Source organism: Bradyrhizobium sp. S3.12.5 (assembly GCF_040548225.1).
Taxonomy (GTDB): domain Bacteria; phylum Pseudomonadota; class Alphaproteobacteria; order Rhizobiales; family Xanthobacteraceae; genus Bradyrhizobium; species Bradyrhizobium cytisi.
Genome location: NZ_JBEPRF010000006.1, coordinates 225,919 through 237,820, shown reverse-complemented (window position 1 = coordinate 237,820; position 11,902 = coordinate 225,919). Strand labels below are relative to the sequence as shown.

Genomic DNA, 11,902 nt, shown 5'->3' with positions numbered 1-11,902 from the left:
GGGGCGCAGCAACATCGGACCAGTCGTCCGGCAGCCGTGTCCCGGAAGCTAGTCAGCGCCCCCGGCGATGTGATCCATCGTCCAGTACGCTGCCGCTCGACCCGGCACCCTGACACTCCGCCGTTCCGCTTTGTCGCCGCTCCCTGGAAAACGGTTCGGTTCAGGCTTGGCGAAGCACCAGATTTTTCCTATTGGCATGATATATGACGGCCAGCCCCCGAACCGGGGTGGCCAAGACGGTCCCGTAGCTCAACTGGATAGAGCATCAGATTTCTACTCTGAGGGTTGCAGGTTCGATTCCTGCCGGGATCGCCAGCCCTGATTTTATCGACCGGTGCCGGCGTTCATGATCGACGCCACGGCGTGACGCCCAATTGCAATTCGCGGCCTTTCACGAACGCGTGGGTGCCCTCGCCCCGGTCTTTGAACCGTGCGGGTGCGCCCTATCTATGCGGCGGGCAAACTGCGCCCGATAAGGACTGCCGATGCCGCGAACGGAATTGACGAGAATGGGGATCGCCGTTGCGGTGGCGATCGTCGCGATGTCGTTTCTGGCGCTCGACGCAATCGTGGACGTCAACTCCGGCGTGATCGCAAAGCGGATCGAGCTGGCGCAGGCGTCCATTGCCGACGTCGCGATGAGCCAGCATCAGCTCGCCTCCGCCGTTCAGGCGTGCGCGCATCGAGCGCAGCAGCCGACGGCGGTCGAGCGATTCTAACTTGGGCCCCGAGTGTTCCAGCATTCCGTTTGTTCACGGTCCGACTCTGCTTCGTTCCCAAAGCACGAATCGCGACCGCAAAACGTAGTGCCGCGCATGTCTTAACGGCGCGTTTCGCAAATCCCCCCGAGCAAGGGGCTTTCTCATGACTGGTGCTAAGACCCGAACCGGGTCGACTTGTCTGTCAGACGAAAATCGGCCCTTCGCTCGTCGTCGCGCCGATCGCGAGCGAGTTGATGCCACGCCAAGGCCAGTTCGATGAGGCGTTGCCGGTCGGGGCCTTCGGACGCCGCGGCGCGCTTCATTGCTGCCTCGGCTTCATGCTGAGGGTCGTACTTCGTACACATGCTGGCAACTTTAACCGGCCGATATGGACAAGGGCGTGGCAATTTCGTCCGTATGATTGCGGTGGACGAAGGTCGCACCGCGTGCGCGCTTCCGCACGATATTACCGCGACGAACTTGAGGTGCCGACGTCCCGACGCGACTGTTGTGAGCGCCGGGCTCTCATGACACAAAAGGCCGAAGCTGCGGCATCAGAACAGGCACGGCACCCCGTTTTTTCTTTGATCAAGGCGCGTTGCCGCAGGGAGCGCGAGAGAAAAGTCGGGACAGTTGTTGCGCGTCGCCGCAACGTTGTCAGACCACGTCTCCGCGCAGGCCCCAACGCAGATGAGGCGGGCACCAGGCCCGCCCCATTCATGCCGGATGTCGCCGTGAGCCGTTCAGTAGCAGGCGCGCGGATCGGCCTGCACATACTGACCGCTCGGATAGCGGTAATAGCAGTTACCTTGTGCGAAATAGTAGCCGGGGCGCGAAGCAGCGGTGGCACCGGCGATGGCGCCAGTCGCGCCGCCGATCACGGCGCCTGCGGCCGCCCCCGAGGCGTTGCCGGAAATCAGGCCGCCAAGGACGCCGCCGACGATGGCGCCGCCGAGCGCGCTCGCGCCCGGATCTGGTGCCGGCGGCGGCGGTTCGTAGGCGACCGGCGGACCCGGCGGTGCGTAGGCCACCGGCACGTCGTCGATATAGTCTTCGGAAATGTAGGCGGGCGGGCCGTCCATCGGCTGCGGATAATAGTACCAGACGCCGCCGACATCCCACCACCAGCCCGGACGGCCGTTGTGGACCTCGTGGCGCCAGCGTCCGCCGTCCCAGGCAAGATTGCCGCGATAGGCGTGGCCGCCCCAGTCGCGCGCCGGTGCCGGACCGCGTGCCATGTAGCGACCGGGTCCCGGCGGCGGGCCACCGGCATTACGCGGCCCGGGACCATGCGGGCCGGGAGCTGCTCCCGAACCTGGGCCTGGAGCCATGTGGGCCTGGCCGCCGGGCTGAGGCGCGGGGTGCACGGCCTGTTGCGGCGGAGGACCCTTGCGCATGTTCGGATTGGCGGGGGGTGGGCTACCTGCGCCCTGCCCTGGCGGCTGGCCGGCGCCCTTCGGCGGCGCTGCGTCCTGCGCTTGCGCTGACACTGCCAGCAACGCCATGGCCGAAACTATGGGAATGATGATCTTCATGCGGCTGGACGCACTCATGCGCGCTTACCCCCCTCAACTTTCGCAATTGCCGTAGTCCACGCGCGATAGGCGATTCGGATCGCGCCTGGGTGATGCCGACGGACATGACCGGCCTGTCAAATTGACCCCGACAGGTCGGCTATGTCCCGTTACAAATGATTAAGATCACGGCAATTTTTCGTTCGGGCGTGGTCCGGCGAGACCGGCCTAGCGGGCAGGCTCGATCACATTGCAATTGCTTCGCCCCGACATCAGGCAGTCCTGCATCTTGCTGGCGGCCGTGAGGTCGCGGGCGAGCCACAGCCCGACACCGAGGATGACAGCGGCGATGATCAGACCCGCGATTGCGCCGCGCCGACTGTCGCCGGATTGGGGTTTTGGCGGCGCGCCGGGCTTGTTGGCAGGATCAGGCTTGGACATGGCTACTTGGATTTGGGGACCTTGTCGCGCGGTGAGGCCCTTTATCACCTCTGCGACGTCGCGTCACATCCTGCCCTGTCCCTCGCCGCTTAGCCCCTGGTCGCCCTCAGCGCCTCCTTGCGCGAGGTCTCGACCGCCGGGATCGCCTGCTGCCGGCGCGGCGCGCAGCTGGTCAGGATGAAGGCGGTCTGGGTGCACTCCCATGCGGCCCCTAGAACGGTGCTCTCGATGGGCTGCGGGCGGGCAAGTAAAAGCACCGCACCTGTCACCGCCACTGCGGCGGCCGTGATTGCAAGGGCCTTCAGGCTCAGCCGGAAAAAGATCATGCCCGTGCTCCGTCTCGTGGCGGACGCTAGGCGCCGCCGTTGGGGTGCCCTTATGAGGGACATCACAATTCGGCAGTTTTTCCGGACTACGAAGGATCGGCTGGTCGAGCGATTTTCGTTGACCTGATCGGCTGCGATTATGGGTGGCTTCGCGGCGCGTGACGATGTACACGCTTCTGCGTCGCGTGGTGCCTGCTTGTGCCCAGCCGACGTACCAACAGTCACCGATGTAGGATTGAAAGCGAGGAAGGCAAGGCCCGTGAGTGGATTTAGGGAACCCGGGTTTTCAGACCGGCAAAAGGCGGCGCAGGAAGCGCGCAAGAATCTTTTGAACAAATTCAAGTCGCAGCCTGGGCCTGATGATCCCGCGGTTGTGGCGAAGCGTGCCGAGCGCGAGGCTCTAGCGGTCAAGCGCGCCCAAGCGAAGGCTGCGCGCGATGCGGAAAAGGCCGAGCAGAAGCGTCGCGAGGAAGAGGCCGCAGCGCTGGAAGCCGCGCGGATCGCCCGCGAAGCGGAAGAAGCGGCAGCAAAGGCGGCTGAGGTCGAGGCCGAGCAAAAGGCCAAGCGTGACGCGCGTTACGCCGCCCGCAAGTCCAAGCGGAAGTGACCTTCAACAAAATTTGACCTGAAGCGCACGTGCTTCAGGTCAAATCCTGACGGTACGGACCAGCCAAGTCCGCGCGAACGCGCGCGTACGTTGTCAGGCCCTCGACCGAAACCGGAGCAGCGCATGCCGGCTCGCCCCCTCGAGGCGCCCGGCACGACGGCGAGAGATCAGTTCTTCTTCATGCCGTCGTCTTTCTTCATGCCATCCTTCGACATCGTGTCTTTCTTCATGCCGTCGTCCTTGGACATGGTGTCCTTCTTCATGCCGTCCTTGGACATCGTCTCCTTCTTCATCATGCCGTCGTCCTTGCCCATCTTGTCCTGGGCGAACGCGGCCGGCGACAGCGCCAAGCCAAGCGAGAGAGCGGCAGCCGAGACGCCGAGCACGATGCGGGTGCGAATGGTCATGAGAAATAATCCCTTCAAGATGGTGTTTGCCAGCGACTTGTGCCGCTACACAATCTCGACGGATCGACGCGCATGCTTGTTACGCGACGTTGCGGACTTTTTTTCTGTCAGGCCGGCGCCCCTGCTCGCCAATCGTGCTAATGCCCGGAACAGGGCCAAGCCGCGTGTGCGTCGCAGCAACGACGCGACTTGCAGCCGCATTCGATCTCGAACTATCAGATGAGAGAATATCGGGTGGAAGACCGGCTAGGATGGGCCCTGGGCCGGCCTCAAAACCCGATCCTGCCAACAAGAAAACAGTCCAAGGGGATCACGTCATGCTTACCCGCCGCCATCTGCTCGCGACCGCCGTCGCCGCGCCCGCCATCCTCCGCTTCGGCATCGGTACTGCGCATGCCGCGACCACGCTGAAGATCTCGCATCAATTCCCCGGCGGCACCATCGACAAGGGCGATTTCCGCGACCGGCTCTGCCGCATGTTCGCCACCGAAGTCAGTAAGCGCAGCAACGGCGACATCGCCGCCGAAATCTATCCGAATTCCTCGCTGATCAAGACCAACGCGCAGTTCTCGGCGATGCGCAAGGGCGCACTCGACATCTCGCTGTATCCGATGCCCTACGCCGGCGGCGAATTGCCGGAGACCAATATCGGCCTGATGCCCGGCCTCGTCACCACCTACGACCAGGGCATGCGCTGGAAGAAGGAGCCGGTCGGCAAGGCGCTGACTGACTTCCTCGCCGACAAGGGCATCATTCTCCTGAGCTGGGTATGGCAGGCCGGCGGCGTCGCCAGCCGCTCCAAGCCGATCGTCGCTCCCGAGGATGCGAAGGGTATGAAGGTGCGCGGCGGCTCGCGCGAGATGGACATGGTGCTGCAGACCGCCGGCGCCTCGGTGCTGTCGGTGCCCTCGAACGAAATCTACGCGGCGATGCAGACCGGCGCCTGCGACGCCGGCATCACCTCCTCCACCAGCCTGATCTCGTTCCGGCTCGAAGAAGTAGCGAAGTCGCTGACCTCGGGCGCGGGCGCATCCTACTGGTTCATGCTGGAGCCTCTGATGATGTCGAAGGCGATCTTCGACAAGCTGCCGAAGAACCAGCAGGACGTTCTGGTCGCCGTCGGCGAGGAGCTCGAGGCGTTCGGCCGCAAGGGCGCGCAGGATGACGACGTCGAGGTCGCCAAGGTCTACGAGAAGGCCGGCGCAAAGGTCTCGGCGCTGGATGCCGCGACGGTCGGCAAGTGGCGCGACATCGCCCGCGACACCGCGTGGAAGGATTACGGCGCCAAGACCGCGACCGCTGCGAATCTGCTCAAGCTCGCCTCCGACGTCGCTGCATGAGCCACGGTCCGCTCCCGGATCGTGACGACACGGCGAATGCTGCCGCAAGGACCGGCCTTGCGGCGGCGCTCGATCGCGGCCTCGCCGTCCTCAATCGCATCATCGTCGCATTCGCCGCGCTGGCGCTGGTCGCCGCCTGCGCCATCCTGAGCTACAGCGTGCTGAGCCGTGCTTTGTTCAAGGCCGCCAATTACTGGCAGGACGAGGCCGCAGTGTTCCTCTTGGTCGGCGCGACCTTCATGACGGCGGCCTATGTACAGCAGAACCGCGGCCATATCGGCATCGAGGCCTTCGTCGGCCTGCTGTCGCCGCTGGCGAACCGGATCCGGCTCTGGATCGTCGACGCTGTGACGTTCCTGTTCTGCGTCTTCTTCGCCTGGAAGTCGTGGACGCTGGCGCAGGAAGCCTATGTCGACGGCCAGGTCTCGAACTCGATGTGGTCGCCGCCTCTGGCCATTCCCTATTCCCTGATGGCGCTCGGCATGAGCCTGCTCTGCGTCCAGATCCTTGTGCAGCTGGCGCTGCCGTTCGCGGGAGCCAAGCGTTCATGAGCGTATTCGGTATCGGTATCGCTTATGGGGTCGCGACGCTGCTCGTGATGTTTTCGGGCATGCCGATTGCGTTCGCGCTCGGCACGGTCGCGGTCGTGTTCATGGGCATCTACATGCCCGCGGCATCGCTGGATACGGTGACGCAGAACGTCTACGAGGAGATGGCCTCGATCACGCTGCTGTCGATCCCCCTCTTCATCCTGAAGGGTGCGGCGATCGGCAAATCGCGGGCCGGCCAGGATCTCTATTCGGCGCTGCACGCCTGGCTGCATCGGGTGCCCGGCGGCCTCGGCGTTGCCAACGTCTTCGCCTGCGCGCTGTTTGCGGCGATGGCGGGCTCCTCGCCCGCGACCTGCTCGGCGATCGGCTCGGCCGGCATCCCCGAGATGCGCAAGCGCGGCTATTCCGGCGGCTTCGCAGCCGGCATCATCGCCGCCGGCGGCACGCTCGGCATCCTGCTGCCGCCCTCGATCACCATGATCCTGTTCGCGGTCGCTGCGGAAAAGTCGCTGGGACGCCTGTTTCTCGCCGGCATCGGCCCCGGATTGCTGCTGGTCTCGCTGTTCGGCGGTTATGCCGTGATCCGCTTCCGTCAGGAATATGCCGCGGCCGAAGCAGCCTACAAGAACGGCGGCCCGGAAGCCGCGATCCTCGCCCGCGACGAATATACGCTTGCCGAGCGCTTCAACGTGCTGCCGCGCGTGCTCCCTTTCGTCCTGCTGCTGACCGGCGTCATGGCCGCACTCTATGGCGGCTATGCCACGCCGTCGGAGACCGCCGGCCTCGGTGGCCTGCTGGCGCTGGGATTGATCGCGGCGATCTACGGCGTGTGGCGGCCGAGCGATCTTGGCCCGATCATGAAGTCGACGATCCGGGAATCGACCATGCTGATGATGATCATCGGCATGTCGCTGCTCTATTCCTACGTGATGAGCTATCTCCATATCTCGCAATCGGCCGCCGAATCCGTCGTCGCCATGCATCTGCCGCGCTGGGGGCTGCTGTTTGCGATCCTCGTCATGGTGGTCGTGCTCGGCTTCTTCCTGCCGCCGGTCTCGATCATTCTCATGACCGCACCGATCATCCTGCCGCCGTTGCGCGCCGCCAATTTCGACATCATCTGGTTCGGCGTGGTCATGACCATCGTGATGGAGATGGGTCTGATCCATCCGCCCGTCGGCCTCAACATCTTCGTCATCCGCAACGTCGCGCCGGACATCTCGCTGAGCGAAGTGATCTGGGGCACGCTGCCCTTCGTGCTGCTGATGATGGGCGCCGTGCTGCTGCTCTGCCTCGTGCCTGATATGTCGACCTGGCTGCCGGACCTGGTGATGGGGCCGGACGGGAGCAGATGAAGGTCTCTCCGCCGTCTTTGCGAGCGCAGCGAAGCAATCCAGAGTCTTTCCGCGGTGGGATTCTGGATTGCTTCGCTGCGCTCGCAATGACGGAAAATTAGGAAGCAGCTCGCTTCTTCTTCGCATTCAGCGCCGACGCCACGCGGCTTACTGGCGGCTTGCCGAGCACGCCGCTCATCGTATTGGTCGCCGCCAGCAGCTTCTCCATATCGACGCCGGTCGTCACGCCCATGCCCTCGAGCATATAGACGACATCCTCGGTCGCGACATTGCCCGTCGCACCCGGCGCGTAGGGGCAGCCGCCGAGGCCGCCGGCGGCAGCGTCGATGACGCGGACGCCCTCCGCCAGGCCGGCATAGAGATTGGCCAGCGCCTGGCCGTAGGTGTCGTGGAAATGCATCGCGAGCTTTGCGGCGGGAATATTGGCGGCCACCGCGCGCAGCATCGCCTTGGCCTTATCAGGCGTGCCGACGCCGATGGTGTCGCCGAGCGAGACCTCGTAGCAGCCGAGATCCCACAGCGTGCTCGCAAGATCGGCAACCGCCGTCGGCTTGATCTCGCCGTCAAAGGGACAGCCGAGCACGCAGGAGATATAGCCGCGCACCTTCACGCCGTCGGCCCTGGCGCGCGCCAGCACCGGCTTGAACCGCTCGATGGACTCCGCAACCGTGCAGTTGATGTTGGCGCGCGAAAAGCCCTCGGAGGCCGCCGCGAACACGGAGACCACCTTTGCGCCGGCGGCACGCGCGGCGTCATAACCCTTCTCGTTCGGCACCAGCACGTGGAATTCCGCGCCGGTCACGTGGGCAAGGCCGCGCAGCACGGCATCCGAGCTCGCCATCTGCGGGATCGCCTTGGGCGAGACGAAGGCGCCGACCTCGATCGTGTCGAGACCGGCGACAACCAGCGCCTCGATGAAGGCGATGCGGGCCTCCACGCTGACGGGCGTCTTCTCGTTCTGGAGGCCGTCGCGCGGCCCCATCTCGATGATGCGGACGGGATCGCTCATGTCATTCCCCGGAAGCCTCGACCACGGCGAGCTCGGTGCCCTCCTGCACGATATCGCCGACCTTGCACTTGATCGACTTCAGCACGCCGGCATAGGGCGCGCGCAGCGTCTGCTCCATTTTCATCACTTCCAGCGTCAGGATCGGCGCGCCCTTCTCGAGCTTCGCCCCCTCCTCGGCCAGCACGGCAACGACGGTACCCGGCAAGGGCGCCGCGATCTTGTCCGCGCCGGCCTGCTCCTCGGTCTCGCCGCCGAACGGATCGACCCAGTGCAGGTCGAAGCGGCCGTTGCGCGTGCGCAAATACAGCTCATGGCCGTCGATCACAGCGGCGACGGAGGATTTGACACCGTCGAGCGTCAGGTCGAAGCCGCCCTCCTTCGGCGCAACCGTGAACGCCAGCTCGCGCTCGCCGATCAGCAGCGTCGACGGCCCGCTGCCGTAGTTCAGGCTGATCTCCTGCTCGGGCCCGTGGCCGACGCGGAACGCAAAGCTGCGCTGACGGCGGCCGACCGGCATCCAGCCAAAGGTCTGCCAAGGCGAAATCACAGACGAATTCGCGCCCGCTTGCGCGGCCTGCCGCTCGTCATTGACGATCGCGGCGGCTGCGGCACACAGCTCGAGCTCACCGGGCGCCGGCGCCGTTGAGGTCAGGGCTGCCAGCTCGCGCTCGATGAAGCCGGTGTCGATCGCATTCGTCCGCACCTTCGGGTGCGTGATCAGCGCCGACAGGAACGGAATGTTGGTGACGATGCCGCGGACGTCGGAGTCCTCCAGCCCACGGTTGAGCCGGTCGATCGCGACGTCGCGCGTCGGCGCCCAGGCAATCATCTTTGCCAGCATGGCGTCATAGTACGGCGAGACCGTATCGCCCTCGCGATAGCCGGCGTCGATGCGCAATCCGCCGGTCTCCTCGGGCAGACGCCAGGTCGAGAGCTTTCCGACCGACGGCATGAAGTTCTTGATCGGGTTCTCGGCATAGACACGCGCTTCGACGGCGTGGCCGTTGAGCCGGATCTCGTCCTGCTTCAGCGGCAGCGCCTCGCCGAAGGCGACGCGCAACTGCCATTCGACGAGATCGATCCCGGTGATCAGCTCGGTCACGGGATGCTCGACCTGAAGGCGCGTGTTCATCTCGATGAAGAACACGTCCTTGCCGTCGGAGACGAACTCGATGGTGCCGGCGCCGACATAGTTCACCGCGCCCGCCGCCTTGCGGGCAGCCGCGCAGACGGTCTCGCGCTGAGCAGCGTTGAGCGTCGGCGACGGCGCTTCCTCGATCACCTTCTGGTGGCGGCGCTGCAAGGTGCATTCGCGCTCGAACAGCGACAACAGATTGCCGTGGCTGTCGCCGATCACCTGCACCTCGATGTGGCGGGGATTGTCGACATACTTCTCGATCAGCATGCGGTCGTCGCCGAACGCCGCCTTGGCCTCACGCTTGGCGCTGACGATCGCGGGCCCGAGCTCGGCCGCCGAGCGTACAATGCGCATGCCGCGGCCGCCGCCGCCGGCGGAGGCCTTCACCAGGATGGGAAAGCCGATCTTGTCCGCGGCCTTCGACAACGTCGCATCGTCCTGGGCCTCGCCGTGATAGCCGGGGACCAGCGGCACGCCGGCCTTTTCCATCAGCGCTTTCGAGCCGGATTTTGAGCCCATCGCCGTCATCATCCCGGCGGTCGGGCCGACAAACACCAGGCCTGCATCGAAACAGGCCCGCGCGAATTCGGCATTTTCCGATAGGAAACCGTAGCCGGGATGCACGGCCTCCGCGCCGGTTTTCCGTGCGGCCTCGATCAACCGCTCCGCATTGAGATAGCTGTCGCGAGCCCGTGCAGGCCCCAGCAGCACGGCCTCGTCCGCGAGCGCGACATGCATCGCGTCGCGGTCGGCCTCGGAATAGACCGCGACGGTGCGCAGGCCCATGGCACGCGCGGTGCGGATGACACGGCAGGCGATCTCACCGCGATTGGCGATCAGGAGCGTGCGAAAACGGCGGTAGAGCTTTGAGCGGTCCATCGCATCACATCCTGAACAGGCCGAATTTCGTAAGTTCAATGGGCGCATTCGACGCCGCCGAGAGGCCGAGGCCGAGCACGAGCCGCGTGTCGGCCGGGTCGATCACGCCGTCGTCCCAGAGACGCGCGGTCGCGTAATACGGATGGCCCTGGCTCTCATATTGCGCGCGGATGGGCTCGCGGAATTTATCTTCCTCGTCCTTCGACCAGCTATCGCCCTTGGCCTCGATATTGTCACGGCGGACCTGGCTCAGCACCATCGAGGCCTGCTCGCCACCCATCACCGAGATGCGTGCATTCGGCCACATCCAGAGGAAGCGCGGTGAATAGGCACGGCCGCACATGCCGTAATTGCCGGCGCCGTAGGAGCCGCCGATCACCACAGTGAATTTCGGCACCGAGGCGGTCGCAACCGCCGTCACCAGCTTGGCGCCATCGCGCGCGATGCCGCCGGCCTCGTATTTCTTGCCAACCATGAATCCGGTGATGTTCTGCAGGAATACCAGCGGAATGCCGCGCTGGCAGCACAGCTCGATGAAATGCGCGCCCTTCAGCGAGCTCTCGCTGAACAGGATGCCGTTGTTGGCAATAATGCCGACCGGATAGCCCCAGATGTGCGCAAAGCCGCACACCAGCGTCGTGCCATAGAGCTTCTTGAACTCGTCGAACTCGGAGCCGTCGACGATGCGCGCGATGATGTCGCGGACGTCGAACGGCTTGCGGCCGTCGACGGGGACGACGCCGTAAATCTCCTCCGCCGCGAACAGCGGATCGCGCGGCGGGTGCATGTTGAGGTTCGGCCGGGTCGATGGCTTCAGCGTGCCGACGATGCGCCGTGCGATGCCGATCGCGTGCGCATCGTTCTGGGCGTAATGGTCGGTGACGCCGGATTGCCGCGAATGCACGTCGGCGCCGCCGAGCTCCTCCGCGGTCACCACCTCGCCGGTCGCGGCCTTCACCAGCGGAGGGCCGCCGAGGAAGATGGTGCCTTGATTGCGCACGATGATGCTCTCGTCCGACATCGCCGGCACATAGGCGCCGCCCGCGGTGCAGGATCCCATCACGATCGCGATCTGCGGAATGCCCTGCGACGACATCTGCGCCTGGTTGTAGAAGATGCGGCCAAAATGGCGCTCGTCGGGAAATATCTCGTCCTGCAGCGGCAGGAAGGCGCCGCCGGAATCGACCATATAGACGCAGGGCAGATTGTTCTGCCGCGCGATGTCCTGCGCCCGCAGATGCTTCTTCACGGTCATGGGGTAATAGGTGCCGCCCTTGATGGTGGCGTCGTTGGCGACAACCACGCATTCGCGGCCCGAGATGCGCCCGACGCCGGTGACGACGCTCGCCGAGTGCACGTCGCCGCCATAGAGGCCATGGGCCGCAAGCGGCGACAGCTCCAGGAATGAGGTCCCGGCATCGACCAGCAGATCGACGCGCTCGCGCGCCAGCATCTTGCCGCGCGATGTGTGGCGGTTGCGCGAGACCTCGCCGCCGCCGCCAGCCACCTGGCTGAGTTTCTCGCGCAAATCGGCGACGAGCGCGCGCATGGCGTCGGCATTGCGCGCAAAATCCGACGATGACGTGTCGATACTGGAATGGAGCGGCATGTGGTCCCGCGTTTCTGGTGACGTG

At 65.0% G+C, this 11,902-nt stretch carries 12 protein-coding genes and 1 tRNA gene; 6 read left to right on the top strand and 7 right to left on the bottom strand.

Annotation, left to right across the window (positions count from 1 at the left end):
* The first annotated feature begins 238 nt into the window (after nucleotides 1–238).
* Both ABIC09_RS10910 and ABIC09_RS10905 read left to right on the top strand, forming a co-directional pair.
* Nucleotides 239–315, top strand: a tRNA-Arg gene (locus ABIC09_RS10910).
* A gap of 194 nt (nucleotides 316–509) precedes the next feature.
* A complete protein-coding gene (locus ABIC09_RS10905; RefSeq protein WP_354109251.1) occupies nucleotides 510–719 on the top strand; it encodes a hypothetical protein in 210 nt (69 codons plus the stop codon).
* A gap of 725 nt (nucleotides 720–1,444) precedes the next feature.
* Here ABIC09_RS10905 and ABIC09_RS10900 read toward each other — a convergent pair.
* The 3 genes from ABIC09_RS10900 to ABIC09_RS10890 form a co-directional block, all read right to left on the bottom strand.
* Complete coding sequence (locus tag ABIC09_RS10900) at nucleotides 1,445–2,254, bottom strand: hypothetical protein (protein WP_354109250.1); 810 nt, start codon at nucleotides 2,252–2,254, stop codon at nucleotides 1,445–1,447.
* Between the two features lie 189 nt (nucleotides 2,255–2,443).
* Complete coding sequence (locus ABIC09_RS10895) at nucleotides 2,444–2,656, bottom strand: hypothetical protein (protein WP_354082821.1); 213 nt, start codon at nucleotides 2,654–2,656, stop codon at nucleotides 2,444–2,446.
* An 89-nt stretch (nucleotides 2,657–2,745) separates the two neighbouring features.
* Nucleotides 2,746–2,982 (bottom strand): hypothetical protein, encoded by a 237-nt coding sequence (locus ABIC09_RS10890; protein ID WP_187435166.1) that lies wholly within the window; start codon nucleotides 2,980–2,982, stop codon nucleotides 2,746–2,748.
* Between the two features lie 259 nt (nucleotides 2,983–3,241).
* Here ABIC09_RS10890 and ABIC09_RS10885 point away from each other — a divergent pair, with 259 nt between their 5' ends.
* Entirely contained in the window at nucleotides 3,242–3,589 is a 348-nt protein-coding gene (locus ABIC09_RS10885) for a DUF6481 family protein (protein WP_354109323.1), read from the top strand.
* Nucleotides 3,590–3,756: 167 nt separating this feature from the next.
* Here ABIC09_RS10885 and ABIC09_RS10880 read toward each other — a convergent pair whose 3' ends face one another.
* Nucleotides 3,757–3,996: a pentapeptide MXKDX repeat protein gene (locus tag ABIC09_RS10880; protein WP_354036852.1), complete on the bottom strand. Its 240-nt coding sequence runs from the start codon at nucleotides 3,994–3,996 to the stop codon at nucleotides 3,757–3,759.
* Between the two features lie 317 nt (nucleotides 3,997–4,313).
* Between ABIC09_RS10880 and ABIC09_RS10875 the strand changes: the two genes are divergently transcribed.
* The 3 genes from ABIC09_RS10875 to ABIC09_RS10865 are packed head-to-tail and all read left to right on the top strand — an operon-like array spanning nucleotide 4,314 to nucleotide 7,242.
* Complete coding sequence (locus ABIC09_RS10875; protein WP_354109249.1) at nucleotides 4,314–5,336, top strand: TRAP transporter substrate-binding protein; 1,023 nt, start codon at nucleotides 4,314–4,316, stop codon at nucleotides 5,334–5,336.
* On the top strand, nucleotides 5,333–5,887 hold the full coding sequence (locus ABIC09_RS10870; RefSeq protein WP_354109248.1) for a TRAP transporter small permease: 555 nt from the start codon (nucleotides 5,333–5,335) through the stop codon (nucleotides 5,885–5,887). The genes ABIC09_RS10875 and ABIC09_RS10870 overlap by 4 nt, the downstream gene beginning before the upstream one ends.
* Nucleotides 5,884–7,242, top strand: coding sequence for a TRAP transporter large permease (locus tag ABIC09_RS10865; RefSeq protein ID WP_354109247.1), 1,359 nt, complete (start codon nucleotides 5,884–5,886; stop codon nucleotides 7,240–7,242). The genes ABIC09_RS10870 and ABIC09_RS10865 overlap by 4 nt, the downstream gene beginning before the upstream one ends.
* A 97-nt stretch (nucleotides 7,243–7,339) precedes the next feature.
* Here the strand turns inward: ABIC09_RS10865 and ABIC09_RS10860 are convergent, their stop codons facing one another.
* Genes ABIC09_RS10860 through ABIC09_RS10850 form a run of 3 tightly spaced genes read right to left on the bottom strand, consistent with a single transcriptional unit; the run spans nucleotide 7,340 to nucleotide 11,877 of the window.
* Complete coding sequence (locus ABIC09_RS10860; RefSeq protein ID WP_354109246.1) at nucleotides 7,340–8,251, bottom strand: hydroxymethylglutaryl-CoA lyase; 912 nt, start codon at nucleotides 8,249–8,251, stop codon at nucleotides 7,340–7,342.
* A 1-nt stretch (nucleotide 8,252) separates the two neighbouring features.
* The gene (locus ABIC09_RS10855) at nucleotides 8,253–10,268 is read right to left on the bottom strand and encodes an acetyl-CoA carboxylase biotin carboxylase subunit (protein WP_354109245.1); all 2,016 of its coding nucleotides are present in this window, start codon (nucleotides 10,266–10,268) and stop codon (nucleotides 8,253–8,255) included.
* Nucleotides 10,269–10,272: 4 nt separating this feature from the next.
* Nucleotides 10,273–11,877: a carboxyl transferase domain-containing protein gene (locus ABIC09_RS10850; RefSeq protein ID WP_354109244.1), complete on the bottom strand. Its 1,605-nt coding sequence runs from the start codon at nucleotides 11,875–11,877 to the stop codon at nucleotides 10,273–10,275.
* Nucleotides 11,878–11,902: the final 25 nt, after the last annotated feature.

Excerpts from the sequence above, each read along its gene's own strand:
- ABIC09_RS10905 (WP_354109251.1), top strand. The coding sequence starts at position 510 with ATGGGGATCGCCGTTGCGGTGGCGATCGTCGCGATGTCGTTTCTGGCG.
- ABIC09_RS10900 (WP_354109250.1), bottom strand. The coding sequence starts at position 2,254 with ATGAGTGCGTCCAGCCGCATGAAGATCATCATTCCCATAGTTTCGGCC.
- ABIC09_RS10895 (WP_354082821.1), bottom strand. The coding sequence starts at position 2,656 with ATGTCCAAGCCTGATCCTGCCAACAAGCCCGGCGCGCCGCCAAAACCC.
- ABIC09_RS10890 (WP_187435166.1), bottom strand. The coding sequence starts at position 2,982 with ATGATCTTTTTCCGGCTGAGCCTGAAGGCCCTTGCAATCACGGCCGCC.
- ABIC09_RS10880 (WP_354036852.1), bottom strand. The coding sequence starts at position 3,996 with ATGACCATTCGCACCCGCATCGTGCTCGGCGTCTCGGCTGCCGCTCTC.
- ABIC09_RS10875 (WP_354109249.1), top strand. The coding sequence starts at position 4,314 with ATGCTTACCCGCCGCCATCTGCTCGCGACCGCCGTCGCCGCGCCCGCC.
- ABIC09_RS10870 (WP_354109248.1), top strand. The coding sequence starts at position 5,333 with ATGAGCCACGGTCCGCTCCCGGATCGTGACGACACGGCGAATGCTGCC.
- ABIC09_RS10865 (WP_354109247.1), top strand. The coding sequence starts at position 5,884 with ATGAGCGTATTCGGTATCGGTATCGCTTATGGGGTCGCGACGCTGCTC.
- ABIC09_RS10860 (WP_354109246.1), bottom strand. The coding sequence starts at position 8,251 with ATGAGCGATCCCGTCCGCATCATCGAGATGGGGCCGCGCGACGGCCTC.
- ABIC09_RS10855 (WP_354109245.1), bottom strand. The coding sequence starts at position 10,268 with ATGGACCGCTCAAAGCTCTACCGCCGTTTTCGCACGCTCCTGATCGCC.
- ABIC09_RS10850 (WP_354109244.1), bottom strand. The coding sequence starts at position 11,877 with ATGCCGCTCCATTCCAGTATCGACACGTCATCGTCGGATTTTGCGCGC.